Genomic DNA, 22,629 nt, shown 5'->3' on the forward strand with positions numbered 1-22,629 from the left:
GCGCCGTCCAGGCCATCCTTCGTATCGGCTCGATAACTCCTGCTGTCGAATTTGTGCCTGTTTGCCGATGCGCGCCTTGAAGCGATGGTTCCAGGCGGCTTCGGTCAGTAGTCGGCGTGCATGCGCATTAGCCGGGGCCCGCCAGCTTTGAAGGCAACCTGGAGACGCGAACTCGGTTGAAGAAGGACAAGCCGCAACCGCACCGCTGTCTACGGGCCACAACGGACTCTGCTCACGCAGGCGCCGGTTGCCCCGCCGAGCATACGCGGTTGCGCCCTGCGGTCTTGGCTGCGTACAACGCCTTGTCCGCCGCCCGGATCAACTCTTTCGGCAGCCCCCTGCCGGGCACCGGACTGAGCGCATCCACGCCAGCGCTCAAGGTCACGAAGCCGCCTGCGGCCCCGGCATGCGCGATCTTGAGGTCACGTACCGCGTTGCGAATCTGCTCGGCCAGGACAAGAGCGCCCTCCACGTCGGTGTGCGGCAGCAGCACCGCCAGCTCCTCCCCGCCATACCGGGCCGCAAGGTCTCCCGCGCGACGAGACGTGAGTCTGGCGACCGTACGGCTGATCGATTGCAGGCACTCGTCGCCGGCCGCATGGCCATAGATGTCGTTGTACTGCTTGAAGCAATCGACATCGATCATGATGAGCGCCAGGGTGCTCGCTTCGCGCACGGCCCGGCCGAACTCGCTGTCGAGTGTCACGTCGAACTGGCGGCGATTCGCCAACCCCGTGAGGCCGTCCTCCATGGCCAGCGTCTCGAGGGTCTTGTTCAACGTCTCCAGCGCATCGCGCGCCTGTCGCAGGTCGCTCTCGCTTCGAGTGCTCAGCTCGATCTGCCTGATCAGGCGCCATCCCACGAAACCGACAAGCGACGCCAGGATGAGAATGCCCGCCGTATGCCAAAGCGCATCGCGCCACCAGGCGGCCAGGATCTCGTCCTTCGACAAGGCCGCGGTCACGAACAACGGGAATTGGTCGAGCCGCCGAAAGCTGTTCAGACGCGTCACGCCGTCCTGCGCCGATTTGATGTAAGCCGTCCCGACGGGGCCCTGGGCGACGTAGGTACGGAAGAAATCGGCGCCCGTCACGTTCTTGCCCACCGTCTCGGGACTGTATGGCCGCCGAGTCATCATCGTCCCCGTGTCGAGCACCAGGCCGACCGCGCCATCTCTGCCGATGTACAGGCTGTCGTAGAACTTCACGAAGAAGTCGACGTTGATGGTCGCAAGCACGACCCCGCCGAAACTGCCATCCGCATGATCGATCCGCCGGGACACGGGGATGAGGAGCCTGCCGGTGGTTCGGCTCTTCACCGGCGTACCGATGTGCGGCCCACGATCCTCGTGAGCGCGATGAAAGACGAAGTACTCCCTGTTCGCGTTGTTCAGGTTCTCCGGTGGCGTGGGTCGGGAGTTCGCGACCCAGTTCCCGTCCTGGTCGTAGATGTGCAGGCCATCGAGTTCAGGGAGTTCGGCGACCCGCATCGCGAGCACCTTGCGCAGCCGCGCGACGGCGGCTGCGTCGGTGCCGTCCTGCTCGACCCGCTCGACGACGCCGGCCAGCACGATATCCGCCTTCTTGAGCGTGTCGTCCCCGTGTTGGGCCATCGCTCGCGCGAGGTTCGATGCCGCAACGCTCATCTGCGCGACCAGCTGCGTTCGAGCCTGCCAGCTGTTCCAGGCATCGATCGCCAACAGGGTGAAGCACGCGATGCCGACGAAGGCTGCTGTGCGAACGGCGATGGACAGGCGACGAAACACTGGATGGCAATGAAGTCGTGAAGAATCCTTTCACACTTTGACACATTGCCGCTTGAATTGACAGCGTTCCGATGGCGAAACAAGGCGACATGATGGCGACGGGCTGCGCGATGACAGGGGCTTATGACAGATCCCCGCAGGGTTGTCCTGCGCGGGCTATGCACAGGAAGACTCCGAACAAGCATGAGCGGAAGAGCCCCCGCCCTGTCCTTGTTCCTGCTGGCTTCAGCGGCCGCAGGCTCGTCGAGGCCGTTGAAGTCGAGGCGGTCCGGCGTCCATCTAACGCAGGGCCAAAGTCTGGCCGCGATGGGTGCTTGGATGTTGCAGGGTTATGTGGCCGCCAGTCGCTCGGCCACTTCCCCTCAGCTCTCGCACGAACGCGAGGCTCTCAAGTTGAGGATGAAGACGATGTTCGGCTTGGCGGCATTCTGGCTGCGCGTCGAAGCGCTCGCGTAGGGTGAAATCCATCGAGAGCGGGCCGGCAGGCCGGGGTGTTTTTGTCGAATTGATTTTTCAAAGCCTCGGGCAATTGAACGAAGCGTTGTGTCACTTTTGTATTGTCCTGGGCTCTTCGGCTCAAAACCGCACAGGATCTCCAACTCAAACAATGAATACCTAAGTATCGACGTGAGAATTCTTGAGATTTGCCTGTTCTCCATTTGTGAATTAATGCACGGGGGCGACAGGCGGCGGCCGTCTGTTTAGGCCTCTTGACCCCTGACAATCAGACTTCGACGCGTTTTGATACAAAACCGTCGCATCAGTCAAAATTCTCAGGGAGTTCGGAACGTGAATCGCCACTTGCACCGTATCGTTTTCAATGCCGCTCGGGGCATGCGCATGGTGGTTCAGGAAACGGCCACGAGCACGGGCAAAGGCGCTTCCAAGGCAACCACGGTGGCAAGCGGTGCGGTGGTGGGGGCCGTGGTTTTCGCGCCCATGCTGATCGGTGCTGCGTTGGCGGGGATGCTCACAACGTCCGCCCACGCGCAGATCGTCGGAGCGCCCAATGTCCCCGGTAACCTGCGTCCGACCGTGCTGGTCGCACCGAACGGTGTGCCCGTCATCAACGTGCAGACCCCGAGCGCCGCAGGCGTCTCCAGAAACATCTACAACCAGTTCAATGTGGGCGCGAATGGCGCCATCCTGAACAACAGCAGAACGACGGTCCAGACGCAGCTTGGCGGTTTCATCCAAGGCAATCCATATTTGGCCACGGGTCCGGCGCGCATCATCCTCAACGAAGTCAACGGCGGCAATCCGAGCCAGCTCCGCGGCTACATCGAAGTGGGCGGGAGCAGGGCCGAGGTGATCATCGCGAACCCGGCAGGCATCAGCGTCGATGGCGGTGGCTTCATCAACGCGAGCCGCGCTACGTTGACCACGGGCACCCCGCAGTTCAATGCGCTCGGCAATCTCGACAGTTTCCTCGTGCGTGGCGGCACCATCACCATCGACGGCGCGGGCCTCGATGCCAGCAAGACCGACTACGCGGCGATCCTGGCGCGTGCCGTGCAGGCCAATGCCGGCATCTGGGCCAGCGAACTCAAAGTCGTGACCGGCGCCAACCAGGTGTCTGCCGATCACAGCCAAGTCACGCCGACCACAGGCACTGGCGCCACGCCTACCTTTGCCCTCGACGTGGCCGCACTTGGCGGCATGTACGCCGGCAAGATCGTTTTGATCGGGACCGAGGCCGGTCTCGGCGTGCGCAACGCCGGAACCCTCCAGGCCTCGCCCGGCGCCACCGCCCTGGCGGGCGCGGGCCAACTGGTAGTCACCAGCGCCGGTCGCCTGGAGAACATCGGAACGATCCAGGCCACGGCTGACGCGAACCTCTCGGCCGTGGCCCTGGCCAACAGCGGTCGCGTGGCCAGCGGCGGTAATCTCAAGATCACGACACAGGGCGACCTGGCCAATGCGTTGAACGGCACCGGCGGCACGCTCGAAGGTGCGCGGCTCGAGCTTGCCAGCACAGCGGGCGACATCGACAACCGCGGCGGCACCATCCGCCAGACCAGCAACGCCAGCCTTGCGCTGAGCGCGCCGGTCTTGAGCAACACCGGCGGTGGCGTCATCGGATTGGAGCCGGTGGCGGCGCCTCCCTCAACCCCTGGCACCGGAAGCGGCGGTGGCACAACCACCGGCGGCACCACCGGCCCCAGCACGCCCACCACGGGCGGCGGCACTAATGCAGGCACCGCCACTGGCGGCACCCTCACGCCCGCACCATACGTCCCGCCATCGCCGGGCACCGTCACCGCAGCAGGGACCCTCCGCAACGATGGCGGCAAGATCTACGCAGGCGGCCCGATCACCCTGCAGACCGCGGACCTCGTCAACAACGGCGGAACCCTGAGCGTCGCGAGCATGGCACTCAACCAGCCGAGCTTCTCCAACCAGGGCGGCACCATCAATGTCACCGGCGCCTTCACCGCCAACCTCGGCACCTTCGACAACTCGTCCGGAACGCTGCGCAGCGGCAGCCTCGACATCACCACTTCCGGTGACCTGAACAACCAGGACGGCAAGCTCACCAGCGACAGCGATGCCAACCTGAGCGTGGGCGGCAAGGTCGACAACACGCGCGGCACCGTCTCGGCCACAGGAGCACTGACCGCAGGCGTCGCGGGGGCTGTCAACAACACCTCGGGCACCCTGGTCGCCAACAACAGCGTCGCGCTCACCGCCGCCTCCCTGGACAACACCCAGGGCAGCATCCAGTCGGCCAACGCGAACACCCAACTCGCCGTTGCGAACCAGTTGACCAACAGCGGCGGAACCATCGGGGCAGGTACGGACGTCTCGGTGCAAGCCGGCTCGCTGAGCAACAGCGGTTCCATTCGGGGCAGCAACGACACGACGCTCTCGGTCTCCGACGCCCTGACCAACGACGGCAGCATCACCGCCGGGCGCAACACCACGGTCGCGGCAGGCAGCGTGGCCTCCAGCACCGCTGGCGTGCTCGGCGCCGGCGTGGGCAACGACGGCAAGCTCGGTGCAGCCGGCGATCTGCATGTGACCGCTTCCGGTGCGCTGGTCGCCAATGGCACCAACCTCGCCGCAGGCAACGCCACGCTGCAAGGCGCGAGCGTCGACCTGTCGTCGAGCCAGACCAGTGCCGCCAGCATCGCGGTCACGGCCACGCAAGGCAACGTGACCACCAGCGGGGCCACGGTCGTCACACCTGGCACCCTGAGCGTCACGGCCAACGCCCAGCCTGGCCAGACGCTGACCAATGATGCCGGCAAGCTCAATGCCGGCCAGTTGCAGATCAACGCCTCGAACCTCGCCAACATCAACACTGGTGAGATCGTGCAGACCGGTAGCGGCACAGCGCGCGTTGTGGTGGGAGGCTCGCTGGACAACTCCGGCGGCATCTTCTCCAGCAACGGTGATGCCGTCATCGCGGTCGGCAGCCTCACCAATCACAAAGGCACCCTGCAAGTTGCGGGCAGTTCCAATCTCGATCTGACCGCTGCTGGCCAGATCGACAACTCCGCGGGTGGCGTGATATTCGCCGGGGGCAACGCGACCCTCTCCACCCACGGACTCAACAACGATGCGGGCCGAATCACTGCGACAGGCAACCTCGGCATAGATGCAGACAAGAGCAAGGCCGCAACCAACGTGGGCGGAACCATCGCCGCCAACGGTGGCACCACCGTCCTTGCCGGCAGCCTCGACAACACCGACGGCGCCGTGGCCGCGGTGAATGGCAATCTGGCGATCACCACCACCGGCGTCACCACCAATACCCGTGGCGCCATGCAGGCGGGCGGCGACACAGTGTTGACCAACGCCGGCCTCATGAACCAGGCCGGCAAGATCACGGGCAACAACCTGCTGGTCAACACCACCGGCAAGGATCTGGACAACAGCTCCAACGGTACGCTGGTCGCCACCGGCAGCGTCACCGTTCGATCGGGTGCCCTGAACAACGAATCGGGCCTGATTCAGTCAGGCGGTGCGCTGGACATCGACACGAACGGCGCGAAGCTGACCAACACCAAAGCCGCAGGCTTCACGGGCGGCAAAGGAGGCATTGCCAGTGGTGACACACTGACCCTGACCACGGGCGAACTGGACAACACCGCTGGCTACATCGGCGCCAAGGGACAACTGAACGCCTCTGCCAGTCGGCTTGCGAAGAATGATGGTGGCCAGATCGTCGGCGAGAGCGATGTTCTCCTGACCACCAATGGCTTCCAGAACAACGGCGGCCAAGTACAGGCTCAAGGCGGCCTCACCATCGCCACGGCCGGTGCGACCCTTGACAACACGAACGGCCTGCTGCGGGCGAACATGGATGTGGTGCTGAGTGGCGCCACCGTCACCAACAGCACGACGTCGGCCGGCGACAAAGGCATCGAAGGCAAGAACGTCAGCATTGCCGCGCAGTCCATTGTCAACAAGGCCGGTGCGGTCCGCGCGGACGAGAACGTCACCCTGACCAGCAGCGCAACGATCGACAACACGACGGGCCTCGTCTCTGCCGGAAAGATACTCACCGTGGAGGATCCTGGTGCAACCAGGAGTCTCGCGGTGATCAATACTGGCGGCACTTTGCTGGCGGGCCAAAAAGTGGTTCTCGATGCGGGGTCCGTCACATGGGACGGCAAGCTCCTGTCTCAAGGCGATATGGAGCTGACGGTGACCAAGGACATCTCCTTTGCCGCGGGCAGCGAAACCATTGCGAACAACAACCTGAGCATCACCACGAGCGGTGACATCACCAACAGTGGCCGACTTGCCTCCGGCAACGACCTGACGCTCAGCGCGAAGAACATCAACAACACCGTCACCGGCGACATCGCAGGCAAGACCACGACGCTGAACGCCTCGGACACGCTGACCAACCGGGGCGTCATCGATGGGGGCACCACGCGTATCAATGCGGGGACGCTGAACAACTACGGTACGGGCCGCATCTACGGCGACACGATCGCCATCGCCGTGGGAACCCTGAACAACGACGCCGAGACGATCAACGGCGTTGCCACCGCAGGCACCATCGCAGCGCGGACGCAACTGGACATCGGCGCGGTCGCGCTCAACAACAGCAACGGTGCGTTGATCTTCAGCGGCGGAGATCTCGCCATCGGCCGTGAACTGGTGAACGGCAAGGCCAGCGGCTCGGCGGATGTGCTCAGGAATCGTGCGGCCACCATCGAAGCCACGAACGATGCCAGCATCAAGGTCAATGTGCTGGAGAACACCAACGGTGGCGTGACCTGGACGATGCAGAACGGTCAGGCGGGCGCTCCGCGCACCGAGTACGCATTGCCTGGCAGCTCGACGCGCTACGCCGCCGATCAACTGGTCTTCGTGACGGTGCAGGGACCCTCGGTCGACTTCGAACACTTGATGGGCGTGCTCTGGCCCAGCTTCGTGAGCCAGGCCGGCGGACCCAATATCGGTCAGTTCTCCGGGCTCCTGGTCCCCTCGTCCAACTACCCACTTTCCCTGTTCAGCGCTTACTACGCGAACCCGCCGCGCAACAGCAGTGATCTCACCGGTATTCGCCAGGTGGGAACTGATTTCACCGAAACCTTCACGGAGCCTGGTGCCTGGTATGCGCGGACCGACCCCATCTGGGCCACCTTTGGTGTCACACCACCGCCCACGGACACGCCATCAGGCGATGCGCAGACACAGGCCTATCTGGACGCCCACAAGCGGCTGGACACTGCGACGGCCGCCTTCATCGCGGACGTCTATCAGAACTACGCCCGGGCGTACTACTCCTGGACGTACTCCGATTCGAGCACCATTCCGGTCCTGCAGACATCGGCGCCAGCACGGATCATTGCTGGCGGCAAGATGGACATCGCGGTCGGCAGCGGCACCAACGACATGAGCCAGATCCTGGCCGGCCGTGCGCTGAACGTGACCGGCGGGACGATCGCCAACAGAAATCTCGAAGTCGCAGGTTCCCAGAACCGCACGGGCACGCAGTACTACAACGACGGCAGTGGCGACATGCCGATGCCCACGCCGTACAACTCGAGCATTCCCATCACCGTGACGTTGGCTGCAGCGCGCCAGGAGGGCAATGTCGCGGTCAATGGCGGTGGAACCGGCACCGGTACTCTGAGCGTCGGGCAGACGAACCAGGGCGTTGCGAGCGCCAATGGCGCAAATGCAGCCACCCCCAACGGTCCGTCGGGCACCGGGCCCACCGCGGGCGCAGGCGCGGCGGGTGCCACCGTCAATCCGATCATTCAGGTCAAGCTGGCCGCAAGCGGCGCGACCGAGCAGATCGTGCGCACGACAGCGCCGAGCGTGATGCTGCCCACCGCCAGCCTGTTTCGCACACATGCGGAAGCGTCGAGCCGTTTCCTGATCGAGACGGATCCGCGCTTTGCCAACTATCGCAACTGGCTCAGCAGCGACTACCTGCTGAACAACCTCGGGCTCGACCCGAACAACACGCTCAAGCGTCTGGGCGATGGCTTCTACGAACAGCGCCTCGTCCGCGAGCAAGTGGCGCAGCTCACGGGAGGGCGCTATCTGGATGGCTACGACAGCGACGAAAAGCAGTACGCCGCCTTGATGGACGCTGGCGTCACGTTCGCGCGCCAGTACGGGCTGCGTCCCGGCATCGCGCTCAGTGACGCCCAGATGGCGCAGCTCACGAGCGACATCGTCTGGCTGGTGGAGCAGACCGTGACGATGCCGGACGGCAGCACGCAGCGCGTGTTGGTTCCGCAGGTCTACGTGCGCGTAAAAAACGGAGACATCGATGGCTCGGGCGCTTTGCTCGCCGGCAAGGAAGTGAACATCAAGCTCGACGGTGATCTCGTCAACAGCGGCACCGTCGCCGGGCGCAAGACTGTCAGCATCACGGCAGAGAACATCCAGAACCTGAACGGCCGCATCTCGGGCGACAGCGTCGATCTCAAGGCCAGAAGGGACTTGAACAACATCGGCGGGATCATCGAGGCTGACAGCAAGCTGAGGATCGAGGCGGGGCGCGACATCAACGTGCGCACCACCATGAGCAGTGGCATGACGCTGGACTTCACGCCCGGGGCCTTGGGCATGCGCGGTGGCACGATCGTGGACCGGGTGGCCGGGCTGTACGTGAGCAATCCCAAGGGCGAACTGGTCGCTTCGGCGGGACGGGATGTCAACCTCATTGGTGCACTGATCTCCAACAGCGGCAAAGAGGGGACGACCGACATATCGGCCGGCCGCGATGTGAACCTCGGCACGGTCGCGACGGCCAGACAAGACGCTTCCATCCGCAGCGCGGGCAACTACCGCGCGGAAGCCAGTACGCAGGAGGTCGGGACTCGCATCGAGACGAGTGGCGACATCAGCTTGTCCGCCAAGCGGGACGTGAATGCACGGGCTGCCACCATCAACAGCAGCGACGGCGAACTCAGCGTCGCGGCGAAGCGTGACATCAACATCGATGCTGGCCAGTCGACAAGCGCACTGAATGAGGGGCTTCGCACTTCGGGAAGCGACGGGAAGCGCACCGAGCAAGGCAGCTTCAACTCGACGGGGGTCACTGGAAGCAGCCTGGGCGGCAAGACTGTCGTCCTGGACGCGGGCAACGACATCCGCATCCGGGGTTCCAATGTCGTCAGTGACAAGGGCACGGAGCTCTGGGCCGGCAACAACGTCACGATCGAAGCTGCGACGCAGACCCGTGACAGTCAGTACGTTCGCGAAGAGTCAAGGACCGGCATGTTCGATGGAGGCTCCGGCTGGACCTGGGGACGACAGGACACGCGAAGCACGAAAAAGACGGATGAAACGATCGCTGTCGGCAGTACGGTTGGTTCCATCTCGGGCAATGTTGTTATTGGCGCCGGGAATCAGTATCGGCAAGTGGGCAGCGATGTGATTGCTGCACGTGGAGACGTCAGCATCAGCGCACGTGACGTGCAAATTGTGGAGGCTCGTGAGACCGCCCGCAGCGAAAGCACGCAGAGCTATTCGCAGAGCGGCATCACGTTGGGCTTCAAGGCGCCGCTGATCGACATGTTGCGCAACTTGGAAGACACCTCCCAGGCGATGAAGGACACCAAGGACGACCGGATGAAAGCACTGGGTGCGGCTAGCATGGCACTCAGCGGCTACTCGGCGTACCGGGACATCTCCCAAGCCGCAGCGACGGGAGCGGGGTCTGGCGCTGTCAGTGCGGGCGCTACCCTGACCTTAGGCGGTAGTTCGAGCGAAACCACCAGCACCCAAAGCAGCAACACATCGACCGGCTCGCGTGTACTGGCAGGAGGCGATATGTTTATCACGGCAACGGGAGGTGGGCAGAACTCCAACATCCTTGTGCGCGGCAGTGAGATCAGCGCAGGCAAGAATGTGAGCCTTGCGGCAGACAATAACGTCACGCTCGAGGCGGTGGCGAACACGCGGGAGCAGAGCTCTACCAGCCGCAGCAGCAGCGCGAGCATCGGCGTGGGCTTCACATTCGGGCAAAGCAACGGCATGACGATCGAGGTGGCCGCTGGAAGCCAGAGTGGGCGTGACAACGGCACCGACGGCGCATGGACGAACACCACCGTTACTGCGGGTCGGCAGGTCAACATCACCAGCGGCGGTGACACCACCGTTCGGGGCGCCACGGTTTCCGGGAGCCGCGTCAATGCCGACGTGGGAGGCAACCTGCACATCGAGACCTTGCAGGACACCAGCACGTACCACAGCCAGAACAGCGGGGGCGGCTTCAACGCCACCATCTGCGCCTGGTATTGCTATGGCGACAGCGGCGTGAGCGTCAATGCCCACAACATGCGCGGGGACGGTAATTTTGCGAGCGCGACACAGCAAAGCGGGTTCCTGGCGGGAGACGGCGGCTTTGCTGTCAACGTGGCGGGTAACACCAACCTTGTGGGCGGCGTGATTGGCAGTACCGATACGGCGGTGAATGGAGGCAGGAACAGCTTCGCGACAGGCAGCTTGACGATGACTGACCTGGTCAACCACGATACCTTCCAAGGCAGTGGATACAGCGTTGGGTTCAGCACGAGTACTTCGGGTTCGAGTTCGGGCAGCGCTGGCATCGGTAGCAAAGATGTCAATCGAATCAGTACGACGCAAAGTGGAGTCTCCGGGATTTCAGGCAATACTGCGGTGCGAACCGGCGTAGACAGCACCAATGCACTGCGCCAAACGAATCCCGGTGATGCAATGCGGGATATTGATGCGCAGATCCAAATTACCGCTCAGTTCGGCTCACAGGCATCCAAGTTCGGAGGGGCCTATGCGAATGACAAAAATGCAGAGCTACTACGTCAAGCTGCTCAAACCGACGATCCCGCTGCACGCCAAGCCTTGATTGAGGAGGCCGCCAAATGGGACGAAGGTGGGGTCTACCGCGCTGCATTACACGCCGCAATCGGAGGGCTGACCGGGGGTACAGGAGGGGCCATCGGTGCAGCAATGAATTCTCTTTCCGTACCCTATATCGCGGCCGCAATCAATGCGACTGAATTGCCGCCATCTGTTCGAGCAGCAGCCATTACAGTCGCCAGCGCTTCTCTCGGCGCTTCAGTAGGAGGCGGACTTTCCGGTGCAGCAACGGCCTTTAACGAAGTAATGAACAATTGCCTTGCAACCAAATGCCTGTCGATTCAATGGGATAAATCCGCCCCCGGCTACCATGCCTATGGACCCATAACCAGTCCAATTCTATGCAACACATCGGAAGCTGGTTGCCTGGAAGCGGCAAAGAAAGAATTTGCATGCAATTCTGCGCCTGGCCAACAAACCTGTTCTACTCCCGGAAATATGCAAGAGAATTTGGTTCTCGTAGGAGGCAATAAGATCTCTCAATGGCTTTTATCCAGTGGCACTGTCATTATTAATGGAACAAATGACGGGCACGCATTTGATGACGGCTATATCATGAGATATCTTGATGTGGATTCGAAAGGTAATGTGAGAATCATGACCGTGGGCGCAGGCGTGAATAAGGACTGGGGGGAGGTTCCATCGAAAATGGTTTCTCAAATTAATTCGACAGCTGGAACATTCATGTTCAACACACTTGGCGTGACCAATAGGGCGAATGTTCTGCAGCAAATTCGTGCGGGCTCAATTGAATTTAACAACTGATAGGCGATGAGGCTTTTAAAAATCTATCGTGCCACGGCGCTTGTCGCCGTTGCTGCGTTTATTTGTGCCGCAATCTATTTGCTCTCAAATTTTGTCGTCCGAGAAGTTCCAGTTTCCGTCTCGTATGACGTAGTCACATCCCCTGGGTCGACAAATGCCTTATTCCAAGAAATTGGAAGGGTGGCTGCTGCGCTTGGGATGAAGGCTGGAAAGGATGCGGATGCGTCAAATGTACAGCGTATGCATTGGAAGAAAAAGGATGATGCTCAGGGCATGTCTTGGGATTTGATGAGCCCCGGTCAATTGCATATTTCAATTTATTCAACCGCTATCGGGAGCGATGAAGATTTTGTGAGATTGATAGTGCAAGTGCAGGAGAAGATTTCTACTGGATCGGAAAAAATTACAAGTCACTTGCAACTGGCTCCAGAGCGATTCGGCGCCTGTGCAAGTCCGCAACGCCCCGAAGTCAAAGATAGTACGTGCATTTACGAGCGCGCCGAGGTTCTTGATATCCCCGAGTTAAAGGCCTTGTTGCGGTCGCATCCTTCGAAATAATTTTCCCTGCAGATTTTACGAAAGGCTGGCGTCCGTTGGCCTTTGAAGATAAATCCACGTGAACCCCTCAGGTTCTCCGCTTTTCTTGGCATGTAGGGTCGGCATTGATTTATTTTGATTGACGAGATTTCAGCGAGGAATTGGTGTCAGATTTTTATATTTATGCGATACCAGGAAAAATCAAATTGAAATATCGAACTATTCTTGCTTTCACGCTGGTGTGTATGGCTCTCGCCGCCTGCAAAACTGCGCCTTTGTACGAGCCCACGCGTCGCGCGCTGGTAGCCGCAGATGAGGACGAAGAACGCACGGTGGTCGGCCAGCCAGTACCGGGCACTGCGATCTCGCAACTGCGTCCCGGCATGACCTACGCACAGGCCGTTAAGACCATGGGCAAGCCTGATGCTGAAACGGTGAGCAACACCGGCAAGGCCTGGATCCCTACGTACAACGGAACCGATCGGTGGCGCCACTACCTTGCTTACAAGGGTCAAGGCGTGTTGGTCTTTGCGGGGGCGGCAGGCGGAGAGATCGCGGAGATATCCCGGACCAAGGCCTACACGCCCGACGTGCTGATCCAAATCGTTCACAACCCCAAGGACAGTGGTCGATTCTGAGAGCCACGACTTTCGAAGAAAAAAATGAGAATGAAACTGTCACACCCATTCCCACAAGCTGCCGCTGTCCTCGCGGTGATCGCCAGCGTGTTCCTGTCCGGTTGCGCCACCAAGCTTGCCCAGCCCATCACCGGCTACACCTGCTGCAACTTGCGCCCTGATTACGGCTGGGTTTCCAGTGCCAACATGCTGGGAGGTCCCATCGTGCCCGTCGGCGAGCCCGTGGTGCTCGATACCGTGAAGCGCGACCGCTATGCCTACGGGACCATTGGCGGGGACTACGTCTCGCTGCGCGACGACACAGCCCGCAGCAGGGAAGACATGCTGCGCTGGACGCGCCAGATCGTCGTTCCGACGGACCCCAAACTGACGCTTGCCACCTGGAGTCCCGAGGTGCAGAAGGCTGTGTACGCCGCCAAGGTCGTCGTCGGCATGACCCGGCCCCAGGTGCTGATGTCGCTCAGCTACCCGTCGCGCAACGACACCAAGGACCTGAACGCCAGCACGTGGCGTTACTGGACGACCCAGGAAGACGAGCCGGTGGACATCCTCTTCGGCGCCGATGGCACGGTGACCGGTTTCTCAGGCAAACCCTCCGCGGTTCGCACGGTCGAGTTCAGGCGTTGATCATGAGCCACCTCAACAGCGTGCCTCGGCGCACGCGCTTGGCTGTGGCCGCAGCCCTTGTTGTCTCGCCGCTGGCGGCGTTGGGTCAGCAATCGCCGACCACGCCGCAACCCTTCGTCGAGCAGCAGCGCCAGCAGGAGCGCGAACGTGCCCTGCGCGAGCAGAACGAGCGCACCGTCGACCAGCGACCGCAGGCTGCGCCACCGACGCCAGTGCAGCGCATCCCTGAATCCGAGGCCCCGTGCTTTCGCATCGACAGGGTGCTTCTGGTCGGCGAGCAAGCCAAATCGTTCCAGTGGGCCGTGGCCGATCTGTCGGGGCCTGATGGCAACGACTCTCCGGTTGGTCGCTGCTTGGGCACGACGGGCGTCAACGTGGTCTTGGCACGCGCGCAGCAAACCGTCATCGCACGTGGCTTCGTCACCACCCGAGTCCTCGCCGCCCCGCAGGACCTCTCTGCCGGCACCTTGACCCTCTCGCTGGTACCCGGCCGCATCGCCGCCATCCGCACGACCGCAGACTCTTCATCGACGTTGCTCGGCAGTTCCGCCTTGCTGGCCACGGCCGTCCCCGCACGCTCCGGCGACCTGCTGAACTTGCGCGACATCGAGCAGGGCCTCGAGAACCTGAAGCGTGCCCCCACCGCCGAAGCCGACATCCAGATCGAACCCTCGACCGCACCGAACGCGCGTCCCGGCGACAGCGACCTCGTCGTCAAGTATGTCCAAGCCAAGAAATGGCGTGTCACCTTCAGCCTGGACGACAGCGGCACCGAAGCCACAGGCCGCTACCAGGCTGGCGCCACGCTGTCCCTGGACAACCCTTTCGGCCTGAACGACCTGTTCTACGTCAGCGCCAACCACAACCTCAACAATCACCTCTTCGGCGATCCGGCCAAGGGCACCGAGGGCCAGACCGTTCACTACTCGCTGCCGTACGGCTACTGGATGCTGGGCTTCACGGCCTCCAACAGCCAGTACCACCAGAGCGTGGCAGGCCTGAACCAGGACTACGTCTATGCCGGCAAGACCAACAACGCCGAGGTCAAGCTTTCGCGCCTGCTCTACCGAGACCAGCACCGCAAGACCACGGTGGCGCTCAAGGGCTGGCGCCGCGAGTCGCGCAACTTCGTGGACGACACCGAGGCCGAGGTGCAGCACCGCGTGGTCGGTGGCTGGGAGCTCAGTCTCAACCACAAGGAGTACATCGGTGAAGCAACGCTCGAAGGCACGCTGGCCTACAAGCGCGGCACCGGCGGCTTCGGCTCGAAAGCGGCACCCGAAGAAGAGTTCGGCGAGGGCACCTCGCGCCTGAAGCTGTACACCGCCGACGTCAGTCTCAATGCCCCGTTCAAGCTTGGCGAGCAGAAGCTGCGCTATTCCGGGCTGATCCGCGCGCAATGGAACCGCACGCCGCTGACACCTCAGGACCGTTTCGCCATCGGCGGGCGCTACACGGTCCGCGGCTTCGATGGGGAGACGAGCTTGATGGGCGAGCGTGGCATGCTGATCCGCAACGACATCGGGTGGGCTATGGGACAAAGCGGGGCAGAGCTGTACGCGGGCATGGACTACGGCCACGTCGGCGGACGCTCCATGGCAGACCTGCTGGGCCGCAGCCTCGCCGGTGCGGTCATCGGCGTGCGTGGCCAGTGGACCAAGCTGAGCTACGACTTCTTCATCGGCACGCCGATCAGCAAGCCCGAGGGCTACCGCACGGCGAAGGTCACGCTCGGATTCAATCTCAATGCAAGCTTCTGATCCAAAAATGGCAGCCTCATAAAGGCGATAGCAGTCTTACCTCTGGCAGTATGGTGGTCCCGTTTTCGGCCCTTTTTCCATCGAGTTCTTGAAACCACGGTGGAAGGCAAGACGCCGTCAGACGGCTGCACATCAGGGTAGTCCGAGTAACACGCGGCACGGCACTCGCTTCCACCCGACGACGGCCCAGCCTCTCTTTGCAGATCAAGAATGAAAATCAAACCGGGAACACACTGGTTCTCCATTCCACTTCTCGCCGCCGTGGTGTTACTGAGTGGATGCCAGTTGGCGGGCTATCGCACGCCAACTGCAGACGAGCCTCACGCGGAGCTCAGGATCGAAACGAACGATCGCGTTCGCATCCTCTTGCTCGACGAGAAAGGATGCATGACCCATTCTCAGGAGCTTGCGGAAGGTCCATCGTTTCTGGGTGCGGTGTCGTCGCGCACCGATCCGTCGAAGGTGCATCTCCTGCGCACGGACCAGGATGTCATCATGGAATACGCATCACCGTCGGTTGGCAAGATCTGCCGAATCCTTTTTTCATTTCGTCCGGAGAGCGGCGCGCGCTATCGACTTGCAGGCAACCGCTTCATCGATCCAAAGGGTGACACCTTCTTCGGCAAAGAAATCTCGGCAGAGAAATGCGACGTGGTGATGATGAAGGAGAAGGCTGACGGACCACAGACCCCGGTGCCATTGCAGGGACGATCTCCCGACTTGGCGTCCCCCATGTGCATCAAATTCATCACACAGGAGGAGGTGCGCAGAAAGTATCCTCCGGCAGTTGCTCGGTTCTAATTCATGCGCATTTGCTCAACGCGAGTTGCTGCCTTGTTGAAGGCATACGACGGGGCCCAAGGGAAGCCATCGGGAGCGCGAAAGGCAGCGGACGCAAATACGCGGCGTTGTTCTCGGCTTGCTGGACGCCAAGGGCCGGAAGCTCCTGGAGCGCTGTGCGGCCGAGCCGGAGGCCATGGTGATTGCCACCGGCATGGCTCGATGCCGAGCACTGGCTTCATTCTTCGCAGCAACACGTCTGGTGTCTCGGGCGTGCACCTTCGCATGGGACGTGAGGGTCAGCCTCAGGCGTGGATGGCACCTATGCGCGCTGGCAATGTCACCCAGCACAAGATCCTCCCGATCTCCAAATATGGCGACGCCAAAGCGAAGGAGTTGGCGATGGCCGAGCGTGAAAGGCAATTGAAAGAGGTGGCGACGTTTGCTGTTGGATCCGAGGCAACGAATGCCGGCCAGAACTGAACATCCATCCAGCGCGCGTCGGCGACCTGCGGTTTCCGATCCAGCGCCCAGAGCGGCGGCGGTGCAGACGCCACAGCGACGCCAGATCCATGGTGGCGCATCACTGCGGCATGCAGCTTCAATGGAAACGAGGCACAGCCCCAGCGCACCCGAGCTCCGAACACGCAAGTGGAAGGGGACGTTGGTCGGGGCTTTGATCGGCCTTCTGATCGCGATGGTGCTGCTGATGAAATGGCTCATGGACCATCAGATCGAAGCCGCTGACCAGCGCCGAGCACAAGAAGCTGCGGGCCGCACGGCCGCTGCGCGCTGCTTTGCGCAGGCCTCTCATCGCGCAACAGATGCTTGCCTGAAGGGGCTTGAGATGAAGAGCGGCCCGACCGACTGAAGCACCCCGTACGCAGCAGGGCGACACTCACCGCAGGCGCTACGAGGCTCATGGATAAACTGTCCGCATGAAGAAGGCGAAGGGTCTCAGCGTCGGAACGGGTTTGGCCATCGGTGTCACGATAGGCGTGATGATCGACAACGTGACCATGGGAATCGGGATTGGCTTGGCACTGGGCGTCGCAATTTCCTTGGCCCTTGGACGGAAGGACGACTGACGGCAGTGGACGCCGTCGCCGCAGCCGCTGTGAAAGTGCCAGGCCGACTGTGGACGCTCGCACGACCTCCAGAATCTGCCTGACTCATCACCAACTCCGAATGACCGACAGTTCGACCCATGCTCTTTCCGCCGCAGATTTCAGAGGTCAGCCTTGACCAGGATTGGCGCTACAGCACGCCATACCCTCCCTTGGGTTTTCGCCCCTTCGCTGAGGGAGAACTGGGCAACGGCGATACCTTTGGGCTTTACTGGCCTGTCGGACTGGAAGCGCGGGAGCCCATCGTGGTCGAGAATTGGCACGCTTCATGGCGAATCCAGCCCACGTACTCTTCGCTTTCGTCGTTCCTCGCGGCGCTGGCCAGGGCGGGGGACGACTACCCCGAGCCTCCTTCGCTTGACGAGGATGCACGTTCGCCACGTGCCCTCTTCGAGCTTGCGAAGCAAAAAGTGCAGGCGCAGGCCGTAGACGATGCCGTGCGGTTCTTGGAAGAGGCAGTGGACGTTCTGCCGGAGTACACCGATGCGCTTTGCCTTCTATGGGCCCAATACGTCCGGCTAGGCCGACGTGAAGAGGCGCTCGCGGTGGCCCTCAGGGCGATCATTGCGCCTCCATCCTTTGGTAGTCGTGCGACGAAGCCGCTCAGGTGGTTGCAGGGCCAAGCCAGCGCATCGACGATCGACGGCGATCCGATCTGGCAGGCACGGGCACTGCTCAAGCTTTCCTATGGCGGCGCGAAAGAGAACGGGGACTATGCCGTCTATCGGACGGCAATCGAGGCCTACCTCGACGCCTCGCAGTACGTCCACGCCTGCGTCCTGATGCAGACCTACGCGGAACTGATGGGGGCTGAAACGATTGCCTTCCAAGAGCGGCTGGGTTTCGTACAGGCCGACTTCGTCGCCTTTCAGCTTGCCGTCAGCGGCAGGCTGCTGAATGGCCCGAGATCCTAAGGCTAGGCACGGCCGAAACCGGGCGGTCGCTGCTTCGGCTGGGTTCGCCAGATATTTCGATGCGACCCGAGCAGCGTGATCCCGTCGACCAGAATCCCGTGTGATGATTCCAGACTTGCGGGCTTTTCACCTCCAAGAGATTCAAAAAAAAACGGCATGAAGGCACCCGGTGCACACATCACCCAGCCAGATGCCTGCAACACGAGGACAGCCGCCTCTCAAAGCCGCCGCTTGCTTCCCCGGCGCGCTACTTGTCCAGCTTATTCCGCAAGGGATGTCCTGCACAAAGCGGTTTGAGATGCGCGTCTGCGGGGTCACCGTTTCGAGCGAGACGATGCCCGGTGATTGAGCTTGATTTGCAGCCTGCCGGAACTCCGCTCGGGCAATGCGTTGCCTGATTCATCCCGCACGCGCGCATTTGCCGCGCGGCACGCGCACTTATGCCTCGGTTTCCATCAATTTGCCGCGCACCATCCGCAGATTGCTCAGCGCACACAGCGTGACGCGCGACAACGATCTTGCATGACAAGCAAGTGCGACGAGCGGTGGCCTCGCCCTGCTCGTGGGCAAATCGGGTCTTCGCAGCCTTGATGCCCTGCGGAGCTTTTTGCGCACTAGGCAGGAGTTGATTCGGCACGTTGTGGAAGCAAGACTTGGCTTTCAATTCTCATCAGGTCTTACCATGTCCCTCTTGGTTTTTCGAACGCGTGCCGCTCGTCTGTTATGTCTTTTCGGCGCGCTCGCCTGTATTGGTACCGCCTGCGCGCAGTCGTCAGGCGCGAATCGCTTCGGTCCCGGCCCGGCGGGCGCCCCGAGCGCCCATCCGGCGAGCCTGAACTGGCCGACGCGACCGCTGCGGCTGGTCGTCGGCTTCGGCGGCGGCTCGTCGCCAGATTTCGTGGCGCGCATCCTGGCCGCTCCCATGGCGAGGGCGCTGGGCCAGCCTGTGATCGTCGAGAACCATCCAGGCGCCAGCGGCAACATCGCCGCGGACATCGTCGCGAAGTCCACCGACAGGCACACGGTCGGCATCCTGATCAACGGCAACATGACGATCGCCAAGATCCTCAATCCGGCGACTTCCTACGACCCGCAGAAGGACCTCGCGCCGCTGAGCATCATCTGCACGGCGCCACTGGTGCTCGCCACGACGTCGGAGGTCTCGAACGCCGATCCCCGCGGCTTCCTCGAGGCGGCTCGCGTCGCAGGGAGCAAGTGGAGCTATGGCACGCCTGGCATCGGCACGATCGGCCACCTCGGTATGGAGCTTTTCAAGGCCCGCACGGGCATCGGCGCCGTGCATGTGCCCTATCAGGGAAATCCGCAGGTCATCACGGGTCTGGTTGGAGGGCAACTGCAACTGGCGCTCCTTCCGCCGGGCCTCGCCCAGGAGCAGGTCAAGGCCGGAAAGCTGCGCGCAATCGGCGTGACCTCCGCGCGCCGCTCCGAACTCGTGCCGGACTACCCGACCCTGCAGGAAGCGGGCCTCAAGGATTTCGAACTCGAGATCTGGACCGCCGCCGCGGCGCCTGCCAGCCTGCCTGCTCCCATCGTGCAGCGCCTGACCCGGGTTCTCTCGGAAGTTATTCGCCTGCCAGAGGTGCGGCAGAAACTCTTCCAACACGGCTACGAGGCCGCTGGCATCTCGGGCGAGGCGCTGGTACGCCGGGTGAAGGCCGACACGGCTACGCTCACCGAGATCATCGCGAGCCAGGGCATCAAGCTCGAATAAGGAGATACCCATGAATTCAGAACAAGGGCACCCGAGCGGGCGCCAGGAAACTGCAGCCGCGGTCCACGACACAACCCCGGCTGATGCCGGCAGCCACGAGGACGCCCAACGGATCCTGCAGTCGCTGCGCGACGAACTCGACGGCTTGGACAGAACGCTGCTCGAGACCGTAAGGCGCAGGCTCGATTGCTGTTGCCGGATCGGACTGCACAAGCGCGACCATGCGATTCCGATGATGCAGCCCCATCGCATCGGCGTGGTGCAGGAGCGTGCGGCCGCCTTTGCCGCCGAGCACGGCGTAAGCCCGGCGTTCCTGCGTGCCCTCTACGAACTGATCATCACGGAGACATGCCGGCTTGAGGATGAGATCATCGGCGTGCCCTCGACATCTGCATGAGTCGCTTGTCTGCGCTCGAGCAATCGCTGGTTCCGGCTTTGCCGACGCTCGCGTATGCCGCGAACCCCGCAGATGACCGTCGAGGCCGACCCACTGTCACCGTCATGCGGCACAGCCAAGGCGAACACATGCTGATCTTTTCAACGCTGGGCCACGAGGGCAGCAACCATCACTTCGTTCTCCAGCAGTACCTGGCCGCGCATGGCATTGCGCAAGCCTGCCGCATCGTGTTGTTCGACGACTTCCACAGCGGCGCGCGCGCGCTGATCGCCGGGGAGGCGGATTACCTGCTTCAGTGCGCCGTGCATCCGGCCGCGGCCGAGATCACGGGCACCTATCGCACGGCCATGGTGGTGGTCGACGCCTTCATTTCTCCCAGCCAGCCCATGGCGCTGGTGCGGTCCATGGGAAGCGGGGAGGGCGCTGGCAAGGTGGGTGTGCAGACTGCAACGCAGAGCTATGCCGACCTTTCCGCTTGGCCGATCATCGTCCACGAGCCGACGGTGCTTGCTGTCCAGTCCGGTCTGACAGAAGGACGCTACAGCGCGGGTATCGTCTTCACTTCCTTCGCGATGGCGCATGCAGAACGCTTCGAGGTGGTTGAGCCCATCGGCACCGTCTGCGATGCATGGATCGTCTACGGACGCCAAGCGGTCGACGATGGCAGGGCCGTCGTCTGGGACGACAGTCCAGTCGCACGGCAGTTCCGGGCGCGGATCAAGCGATCGGCGGAGCCAGGCGGCAATTGAAGTGTGGTTCACCGTCGTGCCGCGGCGTAGCTCCGATGCACGTGATGGTTAAGTCGGAAACATGAACGCGCGATCATTGCGGCGCTCAGTTCGACCAAGAACGAGAGCGGCGAACGAGACCCTGAGATGCTCCAGGCGAAGAAGGTAACCAGCGGGGCTTCGGAATGAAGGCGAACATCGGTGTGGACGCGGATGCCGGGCTGATGCACACGGTGTCGACCGCTGTAGCCAACGAGGCGGACATGGAGCAGGTGAGCGATCTGCTGCACGGCATAGAAACGCGGTGTGGGCAGACTGGGGCTATCGCGGCGCGCCGCATGTCGATAGCTAGTCATGGGCTTCCAGCAGATGACGAAACCGGAGGATGCGACGAGCGGTCACGTCCACTCTCCGGATCGAGGTCCCTGTCAGGGTTGGCGGAGCCCTGTTAGCCGGCAGGCTTGCTGCGCTTGAGAAATGACCACATGGGCCAAGTCTCCTTCAGCGCGCCTTTGGCAACTTCGGTTGCGGAAGACCGTTCGTATCCCTCCGGACGGTCAATCACGACGACGACGGTGGTGCCCTTCGTCGCATAGGAGCTCCCACGGCCAATCCTGATGCATCGCATCTTCCATGACCAACTCGGCGTGCACGTCCTCGTACCTGGGTGGCCGCTTCAACGCAACAAATACTCGGTGATCAAGCGTCATGGTCTGTTCATTCCAGCGCAGAGCGATGGCAACGGCCAAGGCCGCGTACATCGCCATCGCAAGGCGTTAAACAGCCAGTTCCTCCGCCGTCTTGCCACTCTCAAGTGCAGCCTTGAACCAGGCGGGCCGAGGCCCACGCCCACCCCAGACATTGCCTTGATCGTCCTTGTACTTCGGAGCGGCGCTATCCAAGTTGGGCTTCGGCTTGGAAACGGTGGACTTGACCCTGCGACCTTTCGGAGCCTTCACGCCGCTTGTGTCCACCCCCAAGTCGCTGGCAGTGAATCCATAAATCAGGATCGCTTCCTTGATGCGTTCAAGGACGCCAGCCGCTTCCTTTTTACGCAGCGCATCTGCTTCTTTTTGCAATTGCTGAATCTGCTTTTGTACTTCAAGGTATGTTTTGGCCATTGGGTGAATCGCTTTGCAATTAAAGCGATGTTTATACACCCATGCCAATGGATGAGACTCGGATAACCGCTGGTCCTGTGTGGCAGGTATGCCGCGCTTGGTGGACTCGGTATCAACCGGGACATCGTTAATCGGTCAATCGATCGTCGCGTGGCGATGTGGTCTCGGAAATCGATACACGTCAAGGCGGCTTAATTCTGGTGACCCCAGCGAGCCAGACGATAAGATCCATAGATGGACACCCTGCGCGAGCATTCATCGATGCAAGTTGCGGTGTCGAGCGCATTGCGTCTGAGCACCACCTTCGGCCCCGCTTCGATTCGCTGGGTCGGTTCTGGCAGCACGACGGAGTGCTCTCCCTGTATGGGCGAGCCGCTGTTGTACGCCATCTCGGGCGGCGCGCTCAGATGATTGCTG

Annotated in this window: 16 protein-coding genes and 1 pseudogene; 15 read left to right on the forward strand and 2 right to left on the reverse strand. The window is 62.0% G+C overall.

Annotation, left to right across the window (positions count from 1 at the left end):
• Window positions 1–232: 232 nt before the first annotated feature.
• Window positions 233–1,765, reverse strand: coding sequence for a GGDEF domain-containing protein (locus tag ASC92_RS27705; protein WP_056522693.1), 1,533 nt, complete (start codon window positions 1,763–1,765; stop codon window positions 233–235).
• A gap of 789 nt (window positions 1,766–2,554) precedes the next feature.
• On the opposite strand from ASC92_RS27705, the gene ASC92_RS27715 reads away from it, so the two are divergent.
• The 14 genes and pseudogenes from ASC92_RS27715 to ASC92_RS28850 form a co-directional block, all read left to right on the forward strand.
• The gene (locus ASC92_RS27715; protein ID WP_082519755.1) at window positions 2,555–11,851 is read left to right on the forward strand and encodes a hemagglutinin repeat-containing protein; all 9,297 of its coding nucleotides are present in this window, start codon (window positions 2,555–2,557) and stop codon (window positions 11,849–11,851) included.
• Between the two features lie 6 nt (window positions 11,852–11,857).
• A complete protein-coding gene (locus tag ASC92_RS28840) occupies window positions 11,858–12,409 on the forward strand; it encodes a hypothetical protein (protein WP_157609153.1) in 552 nt (183 codons plus the stop codon).
• 185 nt (window positions 12,410–12,594) lie between these two features.
• A complete protein-coding gene (locus ASC92_RS27720; protein ID WP_157609154.1) occupies window positions 12,595–13,026 on the forward strand; it encodes a hypothetical protein in 432 nt (143 codons plus the stop codon).
• 30 nt (window positions 13,027–13,056) lie between these two features.
• Window positions 13,057–13,653: a hypothetical protein gene (locus ASC92_RS27725; RefSeq protein ID WP_157609155.1), complete on the forward strand. Its 597-nt coding sequence runs from the start codon at window positions 13,057–13,059 to the stop codon at window positions 13,651–13,653.
• A 2-nt stretch (window positions 13,654–13,655) separates the two neighbouring features.
• Window positions 13,656–15,413: a ShlB/FhaC/HecB family hemolysin secretion/activation protein gene (locus ASC92_RS27730; protein WP_056522708.1), complete on the forward strand. Its 1,758-nt coding sequence runs from the start codon at window positions 13,656–13,658 to the stop codon at window positions 15,411–15,413.
• Between the two features lie 210 nt (window positions 15,414–15,623).
• Window positions 15,624–16,214, forward strand: a complete 591-nt coding sequence (locus ASC92_RS27735; RefSeq protein WP_157609156.1) for a hypothetical protein — start codon at window positions 15,624–15,626, stop codon at window positions 16,212–16,214.
• Between the two features lie 201 nt (window positions 16,215–16,415).
• Entirely contained in the window at window positions 16,416–16,676 is a 261-nt protein-coding gene (locus tag ASC92_RS28845) for a hypothetical protein (RefSeq protein WP_157609157.1), read from the forward strand.
• 193 nt (window positions 16,677–16,869) lie between these two features.
• A complete protein-coding gene (locus ASC92_RS27740; RefSeq protein ID WP_235506031.1) occupies window positions 16,870–17,064 on the forward strand; it encodes a general secretion pathway protein GspL in 195 nt (64 codons plus the stop codon).
• A gap of 67 nt (window positions 17,065–17,131) precedes the next feature.
• Window positions 17,132–17,281, forward strand: coding sequence for a hypothetical protein (locus tag ASC92_RS29150; protein WP_200936052.1), 150 nt, complete (start codon window positions 17,132–17,134; stop codon window positions 17,279–17,281).
• A gap of 119 nt (window positions 17,282–17,400) precedes the next feature.
• Window positions 17,401–18,234 carry a tetratricopeptide repeat protein gene (locus ASC92_RS27745; protein WP_056522716.1) on the forward strand — a complete coding sequence of 278 codons (834 nt, stop codon included), beginning with the start codon at window positions 17,401–17,403 and terminating at the stop codon, window positions 18,232–18,234.
• A 682-nt stretch (window positions 18,235–18,916) separates the two neighbouring features.
• On the forward strand, window positions 18,917–19,966 hold the full coding sequence (locus tag ASC92_RS27750; RefSeq protein WP_056522719.1) for a Bug family tripartite tricarboxylate transporter substrate binding protein: 1,050 nt from the start codon (window positions 18,917–18,919) through the stop codon (window positions 19,964–19,966).
• 10 nt (window positions 19,967–19,976) lie between these two features.
• Window positions 19,977–20,363 carry a chorismate mutase family protein gene (locus ASC92_RS27755; RefSeq protein WP_082519756.1) on the forward strand — a complete coding sequence of 129 codons (387 nt, stop codon included), beginning with the start codon at window positions 19,977–19,979 and terminating at the stop codon, window positions 20,361–20,363.
• Window positions 20,364–20,491: 128 nt separating this feature from the next.
• Window positions 20,492–21,112 carry a hypothetical protein gene (locus ASC92_RS27760; protein WP_056522722.1) on the forward strand — a complete coding sequence of 207 codons (621 nt, stop codon included), beginning with the start codon at window positions 20,492–20,494 and terminating at the stop codon, window positions 21,110–21,112.
• Between the two features lie 63 nt (window positions 21,113–21,175).
• Window positions 21,176–21,422 (forward strand): annotated as a pseudogene (locus ASC92_RS28850) (transposase); the annotation flags it as partial.
• Between the two features lie 445 nt (window positions 21,423–21,867).
• Here ASC92_RS28850 and ASC92_RS27775 read toward each other — a convergent pair.
• Window positions 21,868–22,212 (reverse strand): H-NS family nucleoid-associated regulatory protein, encoded by a 345-nt coding sequence (locus tag ASC92_RS27775; RefSeq protein WP_056522733.1) that lies wholly within the window; start codon window positions 22,210–22,212, stop codon window positions 21,868–21,870.
• A 234-nt stretch (window positions 22,213–22,446) separates the two neighbouring features.
• Here ASC92_RS27775 and ASC92_RS28855 point away from each other — a divergent pair, with 234 nt between their 5' ends.
• A complete protein-coding gene (locus tag ASC92_RS28855; protein ID WP_157609158.1) occupies window positions 22,447–22,623 on the forward strand; it encodes a hypothetical protein in 177 nt (58 codons plus the stop codon).
• Window positions 22,624–22,629 lie beyond the last annotated feature (6 nt).

It is taken from the genome of Variovorax sp. Root411, assembly GCF_001425205.1.
Classification (GTDB): domain Bacteria; phylum Pseudomonadota; class Gammaproteobacteria; order Burkholderiales; family Burkholderiaceae_C; genus Variovorax.